General features: G+C 61.5%; 16 protein-coding genes and 2 pseudogenes. 9 read left to right on the top strand and 9 right to left on the bottom strand.

Going from position 1 to position 15,564, the window contains the following annotated elements; genetic code table 11:
* Genes AC04SG_RS05415 through AC04SG_RS05405 form a run of 3 tightly spaced genes read left to right on the top strand, consistent with a single transcriptional unit; the run spans position 1 to position 2,116 of the window.
* Entirely contained in the window at positions 1-774 is a 774-nt protein-coding gene (locus tag AC04SG_RS05415; protein ID WP_488550198.1) for a thiazole synthase, read from the top strand.
* Complete coding sequence (locus AC04SG_RS05410) at positions 771-1,376, top strand: thiamine phosphate synthase (protein WP_488550197.1); 606 nt, start codon at positions 771-773, stop codon at positions 1,374-1,376. Before AC04SG_RS05415 ends, AC04SG_RS05410 begins: the two co-directional genes overlap by 4 nt.
* A complete protein-coding gene (locus tag AC04SG_RS05405) occupies positions 1,346-2,116 on the top strand; it encodes a hydroxymethylpyrimidine/phosphomethylpyrimidine kinase (protein WP_488550196.1) in 771 nt (256 codons plus the stop codon). Before AC04SG_RS05410 ends, AC04SG_RS05405 begins: the two co-directional genes overlap by 31 nt.
* A 214-nt stretch (positions 2,117-2,330) precedes the next feature.
* Here AC04SG_RS05405 and AC04SG_RS05400 read toward each other — a convergent pair whose 3' ends face one another.
* From AC04SG_RS05400 to AC04SG_RS05390, 3 genes and pseudogenes are all read right to left on the bottom strand, one after another.
* Complete coding sequence (locus AC04SG_RS05400; protein ID WP_488550195.1) at positions 2,331-3,539, bottom strand: beta-ketoacyl-[acyl-carrier-protein] synthase family protein; 1,209 nt, start codon at positions 3,537-3,539, stop codon at positions 2,331-2,333.
* A gap of 1 nt (position 3,540) precedes the next feature.
* A complete protein-coding gene (locus AC04SG_RS05395) occupies positions 3,541-3,822 on the bottom strand; it encodes an acyl carrier protein (RefSeq protein ID WP_488550194.1) in 282 nt (93 codons plus the stop codon).
* 284 nt (positions 3,823-4,106) lie between these two features.
* Positions 4,107-4,196 (bottom strand): annotated as a pseudogene (locus AC04SG_RS05390) (acyltransferase); the annotation flags it as partial.
* Between the two features lie 506 nt (positions 4,197-4,702).
* On the opposite strand from AC04SG_RS05390, the pseudogene nolL reads away from it, so the two are divergent.
* Positions 4,703-5,764 (top strand): annotated as a pseudogene (gene nolL / locus AC04SG_RS05385) (nodulation factor fucose acetyltransferase NolL); the annotation flags it as partial.
* Positions 5,765-6,319: 555 nt separating this feature from the next.
* Here the strand turns inward: nolL and AC04SG_RS05380 are convergent.
* On the bottom strand, positions 6,320-6,919 hold the full coding sequence (locus AC04SG_RS05380; protein WP_488550193.1) for an SOS response-associated peptidase: 600 nt from the start codon (positions 6,917-6,919) through the stop codon (positions 6,320-6,322).
* A gap of 72 nt (positions 6,920-6,991) precedes the next feature.
* A complete protein-coding gene (locus AC04SG_RS05375) occupies positions 6,992-7,249 on the bottom strand; it encodes a DUF982 domain-containing protein (protein WP_112561894.1) in 258 nt (85 codons plus the stop codon).
* Positions 7,250-7,438: 189 nt separating this feature from the next.
* Between AC04SG_RS05375 and AC04SG_RS05370 the strand changes: the two genes are divergently transcribed.
* Complete coding sequence (locus AC04SG_RS05370) at positions 7,439-7,897, top strand: hypothetical protein (protein ID WP_477337984.1); 459 nt, start codon at positions 7,439-7,441, stop codon at positions 7,895-7,897.
* A 77-nt stretch (positions 7,898-7,974) separates the two neighbouring features.
* Here AC04SG_RS05370 and AC04SG_RS05365 read toward each other — a convergent pair whose 3' ends face one another.
* Both AC04SG_RS05365 and AC04SG_RS05360 read right to left on the bottom strand, forming a co-directional pair.
* Positions 7,975-8,184, bottom strand: a complete 210-nt coding sequence (locus AC04SG_RS05365; protein WP_488550192.1) for a DUF768 domain-containing protein — start codon at positions 8,182-8,184, stop codon at positions 7,975-7,977.
* A gap of 26 nt (positions 8,185-8,210) precedes the next feature.
* Positions 8,211-8,372: a hypothetical protein gene (locus AC04SG_RS05360; protein ID WP_488550191.1), complete on the bottom strand. Its 162-nt coding sequence runs from the start codon at positions 8,370-8,372 to the stop codon at positions 8,211-8,213.
* A 119-nt stretch (positions 8,373-8,491) separates the two neighbouring features.
* On the opposite strand from AC04SG_RS05360, the gene AC04SG_RS05355 reads away from it, so the two are divergent.
* Complete coding sequence (locus AC04SG_RS05355) at positions 8,492-9,256, top strand: pseudouridine synthase (protein WP_488550190.1); 765 nt, start codon at positions 8,492-8,494, stop codon at positions 9,254-9,256.
* Between the two features lie 178 nt (positions 9,257-9,434).
* On the opposite strand, the gene AC04SG_RS05350 is transcribed toward AC04SG_RS05355, so the two are convergent.
* Together AC04SG_RS05350 and AC04SG_RS05345 are read right to left on the bottom strand one after the other, a co-directional pair.
* Complete coding sequence (locus tag AC04SG_RS05350) at positions 9,435-10,016, bottom strand: histidine phosphatase family protein (RefSeq protein WP_488550189.1); 582 nt, start codon at positions 10,014-10,016, stop codon at positions 9,435-9,437.
* A 144-nt stretch (positions 10,017-10,160) separates the two neighbouring features.
* Positions 10,161-11,495 (bottom strand): dicarboxylate/amino acid:cation symporter, encoded by a 1,335-nt coding sequence (locus AC04SG_RS05345; protein WP_488550188.1) that lies wholly within the window; start codon positions 11,493-11,495, stop codon positions 10,161-10,163.
* A 225-nt stretch (positions 11,496-11,720) separates the two neighbouring features.
* Here AC04SG_RS05345 and AC04SG_RS05340 point away from each other — a divergent pair, with 225 nt between their 5' ends.
* From AC04SG_RS05340 to AC04SG_RS05330, 3 genes are all read left to right on the top strand, one after another.
* Positions 11,721-13,595 carry a sensor histidine kinase gene (locus AC04SG_RS05340; RefSeq protein ID WP_488550187.1) on the top strand — a complete coding sequence of 625 codons (1,875 nt, stop codon included), beginning with the start codon at positions 11,721-11,723 and terminating at the stop codon, positions 13,593-13,595.
* Entirely contained in the window at positions 13,592-14,941 is a 1,350-nt protein-coding gene (locus AC04SG_RS05335) for a sigma-54-dependent transcriptional regulator (protein WP_488550186.1), read from the top strand. The genes AC04SG_RS05340 and AC04SG_RS05335 overlap by 4 nt, the downstream gene beginning before the upstream one ends.
* Before the next feature lie 258 nt (positions 14,942-15,199).
* A complete protein-coding gene (locus AC04SG_RS05330; RefSeq protein ID WP_112561882.1) occupies positions 15,200-15,544 on the top strand; it encodes a hypothetical protein in 345 nt (114 codons plus the stop codon).
* Positions 15,545-15,564 lie beyond the last annotated feature (20 nt).

Below are 15,564 nucleotides of genomic sequence, written 5' to 3'. Positions count from 1 at the left end.
ATGCTCGAACTCTACGGACAGAAACTCTCGTCCCGCCTCCTGCTTGGCACCGCACTCTACCCCTCGCCTGCCGTCATGGCCGAGGCGGTGCAGGCGTCCGGCACCGAGATCGTCACCGTTTCCCTTCGCCGAGAGAGCTCGGGCGGCAAGGCGGGCGGCCAGTTCTGGTTGCTGGTCCAGTCGCTAGGTGTTCGCATCCTGCCCAACACCGCCGGCTGCCATTCGGTCAAGGAGGCCGTCACGACAGCACGGATGGCGCGCGAGGTGTTCGGCACCGACTGGATCAAGCTTGAATTGATGGGCAACCACGATACTCTGCAGCCTGATGTCTTTGGGCTGGTTGAAGCCGCAAAAATTCTCGCTGCGGAAGGCTTCAATGTCTTCCCGTATACGACCGACGACCTTGTCGTTGCCGAGCGCCTGCTTGACGCCGGCTGCACGCTGTTGATGCCCTGGTGCGCGCCGATAGGTTCCGCGCGCGGGCCTCAAAATCCCGATGCGCTGCGAAGCCTGCGTGGCCATTTTCCCGGCATTCCGCTGATCGTCGATGCCGGCATCGGCCGGCCCTCGCACGCTGCGGCCCTAATGGAGCTCGGCTACGACGCGGTGCTGCTCAACACGGCAATAGCCAAGGCAGGCAATCCCGTCGCCATGGCCACGGCCTTCGCCAAGGCGGTGGAGGCGGGCCATGAGGCATATCGCGCCGGTGTGATCGAACCGCGCGACATGGCCGTCCCCTCCACCCCCATCATCGGCATGGCGGCGTTCTCATGAAAATCGACCCATTCTATCTGATCGTCGATTCCGCCGCATGGATCGAACGTCTGGTGCCGCTCGGCATTAAACTGGTGCAACTGCGCGTCAAGGACCGGGACGAAGCTTCGCTGCGCCGGGAGATCCGCACTTCAAAAGCGGTATGCGAACGCCACGGCTGCCAGCTCATCGTCAATGATTATTGGCGCCTCGCGATCGAGGAGGGTTGCGATTTCGTCCATCTCGGCCAGGAAGACCTCGCCGAAGCCGATGTGAAGGCTATCCGCAAGGCGGGCCTGCGGCTCGGCCTGAGCACCCATGACGACGCCGAACTGGAAACCGCGCTTCACGCCGAGCCGGACTATGTCGCGCTTGGCCCAATCTACCCGACCGTCCTCAAAGCGATGAAATGGACCCCGCAGGGACTGGACCGCATCGCCATTTGGAAGCAACGTGTCGGCGACCTTCCACTCGTCGCCATTGGCGGGCTTACCGTCGAGCGCGTTGCCGGTGTCTTCGCTCAAGGGGCCGACAGCGCCGCGGTCGTGACCGACATCACGCGCAACGCGCATCCCGAGGCACGTGCGCTGGAATGGCTGGCGGCAACGGCGCAATGGCGATGACGCCGTATGTGCTGATCGTCGCCGGCTCGGATTCGAGCGGCGGCGCCGGAATAGCCCGCGACGTGGAGACCGTCGCCGCCTTTGGATTGCGCAGTTGCCTCGCCGTCACGGCCGTTACCGTCCAGACGCACGAAGCCGTGGAGCGGATCGAGCAGATGCCGTCGGAGCTGATCGCCGCGCAGATGCACGCGGCCTTTGCCGCGAACACGGTCGCGGCGGTCAAGATCGGCATGCTGGGGACGAAGGCTGCGATCGAGGCGGTCGGCGCTGTCTTGGCAGACTACAGCCGAGTGCCAGTGGTCCTCGACCCGGTATTGGCCTCAACTTCGGGACGAGTGCTTCTTCAAGACGATGCCATCGGTGCATTGCGCCGCGACCTGATGCCTGCCTGCCGGCTCGTCACGCCCAACCTGGTCGAACTGGCGAGACTGAACGGTTCGGACTTGGCGCCTGATGAAGAAAGAGCCCGCCTTCAAGGCGAGGAACTGTCGGCTGCCGTACGGACCGCTGTGCTCGTCAAGGGAGGCCACGCGCAGGACAGACAGTCTGTCGATATCCTGGTGCAGCCGAACTGCTCAACGGTTCGGTTCGCGGCGCCTCGGCTGGCCAAAGGCATGCGAGGAACAGGCTGTATGCTATCCAGCGCCGTCACCGCCTCTCTTGCTCTCGGCGCCTTTCTTGAAGCAAGCGTGCGCGCAGCCAAACAATACGTGTTCGATGCCCTTGCTCGATCCGCATGACCAAGCGTCTGAGGCGTGGAGGCTAAGCGCTTGGCCGCTGAGGAGACAAAGGAATTGGAGCACAGCGCGAAGATGACGAGAGATCGAACCCGGCCAATTCGACGCCCATTGGTTCTGTTCGGAAGATGCTGCGCGCGCGGCTGGCTGGCGGAAGGCCATGCGCTAAGCAGCCATTTTTGGTCTAGTGACTGCTACCTAATACCGCGCATGCCTTCTAAACCTTCCTGAATGCCAGAACTGCGTTCATGCCGCCCATGGCGAAAGCATTGCTGAGTGCCACGCGCACCTTGCGCTCTCGCGGGACGTTGGGCGTGACGTCGAGATCACAATCGGGGTCTGGCTCGCGATAATTGGCGGTCGGCGGCACGACCCCCTCCTGGATCGCCATCACGCAGGCAATCATTTCAAGTGCGCTCGCTGCGCCAAGGCAATGCGCGTGCATGGATTTGGTGGACGAGACAGACATCGAATAGGCATGGTCTGCGAAGACTCGCTTGATTGCCGCCGTCTCGGTCTGATCATTGGCCTTGGTGCCGGTGCCATGGGCGTTGAGGTAGTCCACGTCCTCGGCATTCAGCCCCGCGTCGGCGAGGCAAGCGTGCATCGCCGACGCCGGCCCCTCGATAGACGGCGCGACAACGTGGAAGGCATCGCTGGAAAGGCCGATGCCCGCGATCTCGGCAAGCATCGTGGCACCGCGCGCCGCTGCATGTTCATAGCTTTCTAGGACGGCTATGCCCGCACCCTCGCCTAGCACCACTCCCTTCCGGTCGGCAGAAAAGGGCCGGCAAGTATCTGGAGCGAGCGCGCGCATCGCTTCCCATGCCTTCACCATAAACCATGCGAGTGGCGCTTCGGCGCCTCCGGCAAGCATCACGTCGGCGCGCCCCAGCCTAATCTGATCCGCCGCCGAAGCGATCGCATGGTTGGCTGAAGCGCATGCGGAAGCGACGCCAAACACTGGCCCGCGCAGGCCGAGGCTAATGCTGACCTGGCTGGCAGCGGCGCGCTGCAACCTCTTTGGTGCAGAGTAGATGCCAGCACGCTTCGCGCCGTCCAAAAGGAGCGCTCGGTAGGTTTCTTCGACCGTTCCCCAGCCCCAGCCGCAGACGCCCACTGTCGCACCGAAGCGATAGGGATTTCCCTCGCCGCAGGAAAGCCCAGCGTGTTGCATGGCTTCGCGCGCCGCAAGCACAGCGAGCAAGCCTAAGCGGTCCATGGTGACCAGCTGCTTGCGCTCAATGTCGTGCTCGGGCAGCACCTTGATCTCGGTGCCGACAGTGCCCTTCAGCCCACGAAGCTCGGGAGTGGCTATCGGACCGATGGCGGAGCGGCCTTCGCGCATCTCTTTCCAGATGGAGGCGGCGTTGTTGCCTAGCCCGCAAAGCCCGCCCATCCCAGTAATAACGACTCGCCTGTCCATATCAGGCCTCCTTGGCGAGCAAGCCGCAGAAGGGTTCCACCACGTCGCCGACATTCTTCAGGTTCGACCAGGCGTCGGTCGAGTTCATTCCGATCTGGATGCCGTAGGCCTGCTCCAAATCCCACAAGACATCAGTCAGACCCAGCGAATCGACCCCGAGCCGGGTCAGGTCCGTGGCAGTCGTTATTTCCCCGGTGAGGGACGCAGTCGTTACCTCGCCGCGCTCCGATTCGACGCGGTTCTTGATAGTGGCATTGACTCCCGTTGTGAATTGATCAGCCATTCTATCTCCTTTCCTTGATAACGCCTTTTGACGTGGTCGCGCACCCTTCTTCCAGCCAGACGGCAAGCGAAATCGTCTCTAACCCGCCTTGTGCCACTCACCAAAACCAATTGGATTTTTGATTACAGAGACGAGATGAGTTCCGGCGGGTCTGCGACGGAAGATGGAGAAAAACGTCGGCCGGCAACTGAGTTTGCGCCAGCACATCGAAACTCGGTGTGCAACGTGGATCGTCGTCAAACGTCTCAACCGCCAATGGCTTTGCGTCGAGGTAGTCGGTCCTAGGTCCTTCGGAAGATGTCGGAGAGTTCGAAATGGTCTGCCAGATGCAATTCATTTTCCCAACACAACCTCCACCGCACCTCTGAGCTCATGGGCGCTTCCATGCGAGATTGAGGCAGATTGATAAAATCATTTGTTTCGATGAGACCCATCAGCGCTTTGGATGTTCGAAGCACCTTGTCACCGGCGCACGATACGCATGTATCCATGGTGCGCATGCGTTCCATCAACACAATCGATTTTACCAAGCATCTAGAATAGCGGATATGAAACCGTCGGCCGGGGACCAGGTCCACCCCGGAATGCGAGCTGCCTATCGCCGACCATGTCAAACTGTCTGATTCTTCAGGAAGGCTTATGGACCTACCGATGGCAGGATCCTTGGAAAGCAATCGAAGTTGTCCGGTGTCAGCCCTGAACTCCGGTTGATCTACCAGGCGGCGGGTTGAGACGACGTTCAATGGAAATATTTCAGCTTTCTGGGGAAACCTTTCGAAGGCCGATGCAACCGCTCTCAGGCTTTGCCAGGCGCTCCTGTCGTGCGCGAACCACTAGATCCAAAGCGGAAAGTAATGACGGAAAAAGATAGGCTGGCGAAATGACGCTTAATCACATAACGGTCGGCGCCACGGGGCGCGACTCGCGCCCAGAAGGGACGAAATTCCGAGACGTAAGCTTCGATTTCGCCAAAGGCGTGCTCATTATCTTGGTGATAATTGGGCACCTATTGCAATATCTGATTTATCGCGGCACTGATGCCTTTTGGCTGTCGCCATATTTCATGTCGATCTACATGTTTCACATGCCACTATTTATGGCGATAAGCGGATATCTTTCTTTGGGAGCTGTTCTGCGCAAATCGTTTCGTCAAGGTGTCAGCGATCGAGCGGTGCAGTTAGTATTGCCAATGCTTTTTTGGTGCGGGTTGATTTGGATATCGAAGGCCGCCGTAATTTCGCCGGCGAATAATTTAACTGGCGGAATGTTGGATTTTTCGAGGGAATTCATTGGGACATACTGGTTCATCTGGGCAGCATTCACTTCCTTCGTGGCCGTTAAATTACTTATGACTTTCAAACGCTTGTCGGCGTGGATCATAGGCGCATCTGCAATTGCGGTCGCATTCGCGCCGGTCACATGGTCAATAGCCCCGTTGGTACGATACACTTACCCCTTCTATTGCCTGGGGTTCTTACTCGCCCATTCGGTCGAGTGGAAGACAAGTATCATCGGGCGCCACAAGTCAGTTTTAGTTACCTTGCTTTCGATAGCAGCGTTCATATGCTTTCTGAATTGGGGAAAAAATACGTATGTCTACAACAATCTTGTTTTGATATACGACGAAGCGTCAGCGAAACACGTGTTGCTAATGTTCGCCGGCTCGGGAGCGGCGTCTGCGGTAGCTATGCAATTAATATTCCTATGCTGGAGAGCTAGCCATTCAACTCGATTAGCTCATTTTGTCGCGGAGGAGCTTGGTCAGAGCACACTGCTGCTTTACCTGGTCCAGGGTGCCGTTTTTCGCCTCATGGATTTTATACAGTTCGGAGAACCCTGGAATATCACGACTAGAATTGGGGTCGCAAGCGTGGTTGGAGCTGCGATTGTTGTCACAGGGATGACAATTCGCAGGATTGTGCGCCACCTTGGATATCTGTCGCCATGGCGAAAATTTATCTGGCGACGCTGTTCAAGCGGCGCTCTGCCGTTTGGTTTCGATAACCTCAATTCCGTCTGGGAACACCTACCTTCTTGCAGAAAGCGCCGCGGCCACGAGACGGGAGAGCGTCAAGGAAGAAGCTGATCAAAACCTGATATTTCAGTGCAGACGCGGGATTCGAAAACCGCTCTCTCCGCCGGTACATGCCGAAATCATCAAGGTTCAATTTCGGATACGCTCCATAGTCGGTCGGCGGTAGCGGACCTCTGGCTCAATCCACCACGCTACTTAAATAGCGCGCTGCCGCATCGACAGCTCCTATTCGGGAATCGAACTTACCCACAAGATTATTTTGTTGGTATTTTTGTTGTAAACTTCGGAGATATATGGACTCCAAAGGTTTGAAAACAAAGTCAAATTCATTTCACTTGGATTCCGCCTCTGGGCACCATTTTTCTTGGGTCCACTCTGAAGAAATCAGGTGACTGACCTCTTACCGGCGGCTCCAGACGGATCTCGGGACGCTGAATATGCCGGTGCGCCTCCGCAACCGAACTATGACCTGTCGGCGCGCACAGTCTCCACGCCCAGCGAGCCGGCCGGAAGCGGCTGCAGCAGTTCGGCTTCCGGCTTCGTCAAATCGAGCCAGGCGGACCAGTTCTCGGGCTGAAGGACCACGACTTGCCGATTGTGATAGGGCGCGATATCCAGTCCAGGCTCGGTCGTCAGCATGGTGAAGGTTGGCGGCTTGTTGCCGACGGCTTCACGCCAGAGCCCTGCGATGGCCATGAACGGAGAGCCGTTGAGGGTGAAGCGATGCTTGGCCTTCGGATATTTGGTGCCGGTGAATTCGAAGAAGCCGGATGCCGGCACGAGACAGCGTTTGCTGCCCCCGAATTGCCGACCTTCGGAGCGGAAGTTAAACACCGGTCCGCCTTTCGGTCCGGCCGGTGGAAATCCGAACGTCATCGAAACCAGTTCAACAACGCCGGTGTCGCCGGCGGCGCGCATGATCGGGGCCGGATCATTGATGTGGATGTCGTCCGCCTGCGGCAGGTCGAGTTCGGTTTGGTGGGTGGGGATCTCGAGGGCCAACGACTCCAGCATCCGGCAATATTCAGCCCAGAGAATATGCTGTTCATAATCGTTGCACATGGAAGGCTCCGGACCGGACTGCCAAGTCTACGTTACGGCAAACAAAACGGCGATGAAAAGCAACGGGCCGCTCTAGGCATCGCGCTCAACCAGTATATCGGCCTCGATCGCCGCATTGACGAAGGCGGCGCGGGCATAGCGGGCCTCTTTCAGGCCTTCGAGTGCGCCAAGGCAAGCTTTGCGGGCCGCGACGTGATAGCGGCCCGTCTTCACCGGCCAGCGGTTGATGAGGATGTCGGCGGCCTGGGCGACACGCTCGACCTTGTAGATCGTGTTTCTGGACCTGCCGAGCGCGACGCGAACCGGCTCATCGAAATGCTGGTCTTGCATGCTTTCCCTCCCGAACGCGACCGCAAGTCAATTCGGGAGAGCCCGTTCGGTTCCACAGGCACGATTTGCCAGCACAAAAACCCCGCTTGCCGAAATCACTTTGCGCGCATGGGCCAGATCGCGGATTTGATTTGCTTGGTAATCCCCTCTTCCTAGGGCAAACTGCCTGCCGGGGCTGCAGGAGGAGAAATGCGAGCACGCGCAGCTACGATCGGCGATCTCGAAAGTGTTTTTCGGGATTTGTCCACGCGTATGTCGGACGAGTATGCGGCCGCCGGCAAGGACAGCAAGGCCGCCTACGACAATCTGATGATGAATTTGAAGGAAGGCCGCGCTCACGCGCTGGTCGAGGGCGACAAGACGGTGGCGATCATCGCCTGGCATGAGAACAGCGACGCCGCCGACACGCTGTTTGCCGCGCAGGAGGGTTTTTTCAGCGCCGCGACGGTCCGCTTCTGCCGGCGCCACATCCGCCATGTCCAGGCGCTCGCCGGCAACCTTCCCATCCACTCGCGCAGCTGGCTGCAGCGGGCCGACGTCGCCAAATGGTTCCGCGTCATCGGTTATGTCGAGCGCGGCCAGGAGAACGGCGCCACTGTGTTCGAATTGCCGCCAGCCCGGGCAGCGCAATCGATGCGTGCCGCATAGGGCTGCGCCCTCACGGAGGCAATCATAGAAAAGCCCACCGCCAAGAAGGCGATGGGCCGCATTCGCCTGCAGCGGGCTTAGATTTCGGGCTGATCGAGCGCCTCGTAAATCAACCGTTCCAGCGAACCGAAGTCCTCTTCGATCTCGCTGACCTCAAGGCCTGAATGCCGAGCATCCAGGGCTGCCAGCGTGGTCAGGATTCGAGCTGTTGCCTTGTCGACAGGCAGTTCACCCGGCAGGTGCTCGTGTATCCAGCCTTGCATAAAATCAACGCCGCGCTCGCTCATCTGTTTATCCATCTGGTCCCCAACGATTATTCACCCAAAATCACCCCGGAGGCGACAATCTGGGCTGTCAGCCTGGTGAGCTTCCCCCGCTTCACGAGCGTCGGTTTTTCGTAGGTTTTCTTCATACCAATGCCCTTCGCGACAGTTCGCTCGTCAGCAACAACGTCTTTCGCAAGGCCGCGTTCCATGGCCGACGCTGAGCCCGACGCCCCTGAGTTGGAGAACTCGTCTTCTGTCGAGCATGTTGCGCCACCATCGCGCCGCGTGGCATCTGTCGCTGCCGCTCATTGTGATGCAGAACAGGATTATGGCGCAGCCGCCCAATATTAACCGACAATCGGCCCCGGGCACAGGCGTCAGTCTGAACCGGGCGCTTTCCAAGCTTGGTCTGTGTTCGCGCAAGCAGGCCGAGCTGCTGATCGCCGAGGGGCGCGTGCGGGTCGGCGGCAAGGTGGTGCGCGATCCGTCGCTTCGCGTCGATCTCAATCGTGACCGCATTGCCGTCGACGGCGCGCGCATCGCTGCCGAGGCAAAGGTCTATCTGATGATCAACAAGCCGCGCGGGCTGGTCACCACCCGCGAAGACCCGCAGGGGCGCGGCACCGTTTATGACTGCCTCACCGGGCTCGACCTGCCTTTCGTGTCGCCGGTCGGGCGCCTCGACAAGGCCAGCGAGGGCCTGTTGCTGATGACCAACGACACGCGTTGGGCCAATGGCCTGCTCGATCCGGCGTCGCATGTCGCCAAGACCTATCACGTGCAGATCGGCGCCGCGCCCGACGAGCCGATGCTGGCGCGGTTTCGCGAAGGCGCTGATGTCGACGGGGAACTGCTGACCGCAAGCTCGATCGATCTGCTGCGCAGCGGCGGCCGTACTGCGTGGCTGGAAATCGTGCTCGACGAGGGCCGCAACCGCCAGATCCGCCGCCTGCTCGGCGCCTTCGACGTCGAGGTGCTGAGGCTGATCAGGGTGGCGATCGGCGCGTTGCATCTCGGCGAGCTCGCCAAGGGTCAGGCGCGGCATCTGACATCAGAGGAATTGGCGCTGCTGGCGACTGCGGGACTGCGTTAGCCCCCTCACCCGGATTGCAACCGAATTGCGAAGGGCAATTCGGACAATCCGACCTCTCCCCGAGGGGAGAGGAGATCAACGCCGACGCTGACATATGCCTCTTCTCCCCTCGGGGAGAAGGTGGCCGCGAAGCGGCCGGATGAGGGGCCTCGCGCATCCGTCAGAAGTACAGCCAGGACTATTTCTGGTTCCACTTGCGGATGACGGGCTCGGTCAGGTCGTGCTCGTAGCCGAGGATGCTGATGCTGGCGGTGTCGAGTACGAAATGCGCGCCGCCATCAGGCGGCAGGCCGAGCCAGCGTGCTGCCAGTACTCTGAGGAAATGCGAGCTCGAAAACACCAGCACGTTTCCCTCGATGGCGCGCATCCGGGCGATGATTGTGTCGGCTCGCGCCCCGACATCCGCGGCGGTCTCGCCGCCGGGACAGCCATCGCGAAACAATTGCCAGCCGGGACGCTTGGCCAGAATCTCTTTGGTCCTTACGCCCTCATAGGCGCCATAGTCCCATTCCTGCAGATCGTCCTTCTTCACCGCAGCAGAACCGAAGCCGGCAAGCGTGCAGGTGTTGAAGGCGCGCTGCGACGGGCTCGACCACACCGCCTCAAAGGACAGGCCCTTGAGCCGGTCCGCGACGCCGCGGGCGGCGGCCTCGCCCGCCGCCGTCAACGGGATGTCGGTGCGGCCCGTGTGCTTTCCCGACGCGCTCCATTCGGTCTCGCCGTGACGGACGAGGTAGATCTCGGGATACGCGCTGCTCATTCACTCACCTTCGGCTTGGACCCGAGCGCACCCTAGCCGGGAACGCCCAGCCCGCACCAGCTGTGCCGCACTCCGGCTCCAAAACAAAAAGCCGCAGCCGGCGAACCGGCTGCGGCCTCATGTACGAACGTCAGCGTTCCGTAATCAGGCGGGCTGCAGATCGCCCGACAGCGCCAGGTCGGCCTCCTCGGACAATGTGCCGGCCATGGCGGCGGCGAACTTGGTCTGGTCGAGTTCACCTTCCCAGCGCGCCACGACGATGGTCGCCACCGCATTGCCGACGAAATTGGTCAGCGCCCGGCACTCCGACATGAAGCGGTCGACGCCAAGGATCAGCGCCATGCCGGCGACCGGCACCGTAGGCACGACCGAGAGCGTGGCGGCGAGCGTAATGAAGCCGGCGCCGGTGATGCCGGCAGCACCCTTGGAGCTCAGCATGGCGACGAGCAGCAGCAGGATCTGGTCGCCATAGGTGAGCGGCGTGTCTGTCGCCTGGGCGATGAACAGGGCGGCCAGCGTCATGTAGATGTTGGTGCCGTCGAGGTTGAAGGAATAGCCGGTCGGGATGACCAGGCCGACCACCGAACGGGTGCAGCCGGCGCGCTCCATCTTGGCCATCAGGCCGGGAAGTGCCGCTTCGGACGACGAGGTGCCAAGCACCAAAAGCAGCTCTTCCTTGATGTAGCGGATCAGCGCCAGGATCGAGAAGCCGTTGTACCATGCGACAGCGCCAAGCACGACCAGCACGAAGAGCAGCGAGGTCAGGTAGAAGGTGCCGATCAGAAAGGCGAGGTTGGCGATCGCGCCGATGCCGTATTTGCCGACGGTGAAGGCCATGGCGCCGAAAGCGCCGATGGGGGCGGCCTTCATCAGGATGGCGACCAGGCGGAAGATCGGCGAGGTCAGCGCCTGCAGGAAGTCGACGACCGGGCGGCCGCGCTCGCCGACTAGAGCGAGCGAAATTCCGAACAGCACCGAGAAGAACAGCACCTGCAGGATGTCGCCCTGCGCAAAGGCGCCGGTGATGGTGTCGGGGATGATGTTGAGGAGGAAGCCGACGATGGTCGTGTCATGCGCCTTCTCGGTGAAGGTCGCGACCTTCGAGGGATCGAGCGTCGCCGCATTGATGTGCATGCCGGCCCCAGGCTGGACGACGTTGGAGACGACCATGCCGACGACCAGCGCCAGGGTCGAGAACACCAGGAAGTAAATCATCGCCTTGCCGGCGACGCGGCCGACCTTTTTCAGGTCTGAGACGCCGGCAATGCCGGTGGTCACCGTCAGGAAGATGACCGGCGCGATCACCATCTTGACCAGCTTGATGAAGGCATCGCCGAGCGGCTTCAGCGAAGCACCGAGTTCGGGATAGAAATGACCGAGCAGAACGCCGGCGGCAATCGCCGTCAGCACCTGCACGTAAAGATGCCGGTAAAAGGGTACTTTGCCGCGCGGTTCGGCGGCAGCGAATGCTGGCTGCATGACGTCCTCCATGGCGCCCCGATCGAAAGCTCGACCTCCCGGGGCAAGTTGTTTTGACCTCCAGCAGCCTCGCGACTGCTGAATGGATCATTGCAACTGCCGTGCCAGACCGCGTGGCGAGGTCGTACTCCTTGATTTTGTTGATTATTTCGATCGATCGAGGTTAATGTCGCTCAGACGCAAGGGCGGACATCCGCATGGCTGAATTGTGCTTTGTGCGAAATCATGCACAAATGGGCGATGCTGCAACGCCCTGCCGCTGCCTTGTCATCGACGCCGGAGCAACTCGGCAAGCGGGCACGCCGCGCCTGGCTGCTGTTTGCGGGCATAGCGCTTGTGTTCGTGGCGACGGCGCTCACCGGCGCTGGCCTCTATGCGCGCCGTGCCGAGGTCGCGACGCTGGCGGCGCAAGGCCGCACCGATGCCAATCTGAAGGTTGCGCTGCTGCGCGCGGTGCTGGAAAGCCCGCGGGCGCTGCCGCTGCTCCTTTCCGAGGATCAGCAGGTGCATGACGCCCTGCAGAACAAAGGCGCAGTCGCGATCGACGTGCTCAACCGCAAACTCGAAGGGCTGGTCTCCGGCACCAAGGCGTCAGTGCTTTACGTCACCGGCGTCGACGGCTTCGCAATCGCTTCCAGCAACTGGCGTGAGGCGACCAGCTTCGTCGGCAACGACTATGGTTTCCGCGCCTACTTCTCCGGCGCCATGCAATCCGGAACCGCCGAGTATTTCGCCCTCGGCAATACGAGCAAGCGCCCCGGCCTCTATATTTCGCGGCGCGTCGGCAATGCGGCCGCCCCGCTCGGCGTCGTCGTTGTCAAGATGGAATTCGACCAGCTCGAGGCCGACTGGCACGAGGCCAATCGCCCAGCCTATGTCAGCGATGATCATGGCGTCGTGCTGATCACCAGCGTGCCGTCCTGGCGTTTCATGACAACGGCACCACTTGCCGGCCCGCTGGCTGCCACCATCCGGAGCAGCCAGCAATTCGGCAACGCGCCGCTGATCCCGCTGCCGATCACCCGCCCTGAGGCATTAAGCCCTGACGTATCGATGGTGCATGCGGTGACGCCCGGCGGCAGCGATGCCGAATATCTCAGACTTTCGACACTGGTCCAATCGACGCCATGGCGGCTCGACTATCTCGTCCCGGCCGAAGCGCCGATCGCGGCTGCGGTGCGTGAAATGCGGCTGCTGGCGCTGGGCGTGGTGGTGCCGCTGCTGGCGCTGGCCGGCTATCTCCTGTGGCGACGGCAGTCGGCGCAGATGCGCATTGCCGCCGAACAGGCGGCGCGCATCGAGCTCGAACGCCGCGTCGTCGAGCGCACGCATGATCTGAGCCTGGCGCGCGACCGGCTGCAGGCCGAGATCACCGATCACCGCAGCACGGAGGCCAAGCTGCAGGTCATGCAGCAGGAACTGGTGCAGGCCAACCGCCTTGCGACCCTCGGCCAGGTTGCCGCCGGCGTCGCGCATGAGATCAACCAGCCGGTGGCGACGATCCGCGCCTATGCCGACAATGCGCGTGTGTTCCTGGAGCGCAAGCAGACCGCCTCGGCCGAGGAGAACCTTGGCGCGATTGCGGCGCTGACGGAGCGCATCGGCGGCATCACCGAGGAGTTGAAGGTCTTTGCCCGCAAAGGTCGCACCGCGGCCGAGCCGGTCGAGTTGCGCAGCGTCATCGAAGGGGCGGTCGTGCTACTCAGGAGCCGCTTTGCCGGCCGGCTGGACGCGCTTGACATCACGCTGCCACCGCAGACACTCAAGGTGATGGGCAACCGGCTGCGGCTGGAGCAGGTGCTGATCAATCTTTTCCAGAACGCGCTGGAGGCGCTGGACGGCCGCGACGGCGCCAGGGTGCAGGTGTCGGCGCAGGAAACGGCCGACGGCGTGGCGCTTGCCGTCGCCGACAACGGACCGGGCATTTCGCCCGCTATCCTCAAATCGCTGTTCACGCCGTTCAATACGTCGAAGGAGAAAGGCCTTGGGCTCGGCCTCGTCATCTCGCAGGATATCGTCGCCGATTATGGCGGTCGCATCGAGGTGGCGAGCGGCAGAGACGGCACGCGCTTCACCGTTCACCTCGCCAAGGCTCGATGATGGACACCGCACCGGTCATCCTGATCGACGACGACAGGGAGCTGCTGAGAGCCACTCGGCAGACGCTGGAGCTTGCCGGCTTTTCGGTGTCGGCCTTTGCTTCCGCTGCCGAGGCGCTGGCCGGGCTCGACGCCAACTTCTCCGGCGTGGTGGTGTCAGACATCCGTATGCCCGGCATTGACGGCCTGCAGCTCTTCGATCGCGTTTTGCAGCTCGATCCTGACATTCCGGTGATCCTGGTCACCGGGCATGGCGACATCGCGGTTGCAGTCAAGGCAATCAAGGACGGCGCCTACGATTTCATCACCAAGCCGTTCGCCGCCGACCGGCTGGCGCAAAGCGTGGCGCGCGCAGCCGAAAAGCGCCGCCTGGTGATGGAGAACCGCGCCTTGCGCGAAAGCGCCGAACAGGCGCAGGACGGGCTGCCGCTGATCGGCCAGACGCCAGCCATGGAGCGGCTGCGCCGCACGCTGAGGCAAATCGCCGATACCGATGTCGATGTGCTGGTAACCGGAGAGACCGGCTCCGGCAAGGAGGTGGTGGCGAGCCTGCTGCATCGCTGGAGCCGGCGCGCCAAGGGAAATTTCGTGGCGCTGAATTGCGGCACGCTGCCGGATACGGTGATCGAGAGCGAATTATTCGGCCATGAGGCCGGCGCCTTCACCGGTGCACAGAAGAAGCGGATCGGCCGCATCGAGCATTCGAGCGGCGGCACGCTGTTCCTCGACGAGATCGAAAGCATGCCGGTCTCGACCCAGGTACAGATGCTCAGGGTGCTGGAAATGCGCGAGGTGACGCCGCTCGGCACCAACGAAGTGCGGCCGGTCGATCTGCGTGTCGTTGCCGCCGCCAAGGTCGATCTCGGCGATCCCGGCCAGCGCGGCGCCTTCCGCGAGGATCTCTATTACCGGCTCAACGTGGTGACGATCTCGATCCCGCCGCTGCGCGAGCGCCGCGACGACGTCGCCTTGCTGTTCTTCTATTTCGCCGAGCGCGCCGCCGCCCGCTTCCACCGTCCGGTACCCGTTGTGCCGGCTTCGGTACATCGCCATCTCGGCCAGCATGACTGGCCGGGCAATGTGCGGGAGCTGGCGCATTTCGCCGAGCGTTTCGTGCTTGGGCTTGAGGAAGCGGCGCAAGCGTCGCTTTCCGCCTCGGCGGAAACGGACGACGCCGGTTCGCTGCCGGAACGGCTGGAACGCTATGAGGCCGATGTGATTCGCGAGACACTTGGCCGCAATGACGGCGATGTCCGGCGTACGATCGAGGCGCTCGGCATCCCGCGCAAGACCTTCTATGACAAACTGCAGCGGCACGGCATCGTGCGCAGCGATTTTTCCAGGTAATGGGGTGTGAGCCTCTATCTCTTTGTTTCGGCGCAATTCCCAAGGGAAAGCGCTACGCGCTTTTCCCGGGAAAACCGATCACACTTTTCCTGGAATTTGCTTTAAAAGCGTGGCGGATTTTGCGACCCTGTCCGAAAAAACCGTGGCAAGTCGGCATCAGAAGGTGTTGAAGACCGCATCGGCCGCCTTCGGCAATGCGCGATCCGGTTGCGCTCGGCAGATGTTGATGATTTGTTGCCGGTCAGCGGAGAATGAGTGATGCGAGAACCTGTCGGTCAAGATGAATATGGGTCGACCAGTCCCTTCGATCCGGACGATCTGCCGAATTTGAACGCGATCGGCCCGGCCATGGGCGGCGGCAACGACTTCGAGAAATACGCCGTCGCCGTGATCATCGTGTTCGGCGCGCTCATCATTGGCGGGCTGATGGCCGCTTCCATGACCTTCGGCCACCGCAACGGCTTCCTGTTTGCGCTTGGCGGCGCGACCGCCGCCTGGATATCGGGCAATGCGCTGCTACTCGACCGGCCGCGCATTTACGCGCTGTTCGTTGGCATCGCCGCGCTGATGCTGGTCGGATCGACCCTCACGCTCGTCCTTTGATCGGTCCTTGTTTGATCGTG

It is taken from the genome of Mesorhizobium sp. CNPSo 4684, assembly GCF_057784315.1.
The sequence above is the reverse complement of the archived record's forward strand: the minus strand, read 5'-3'. Positions and strand labels throughout refer to the sequence as shown.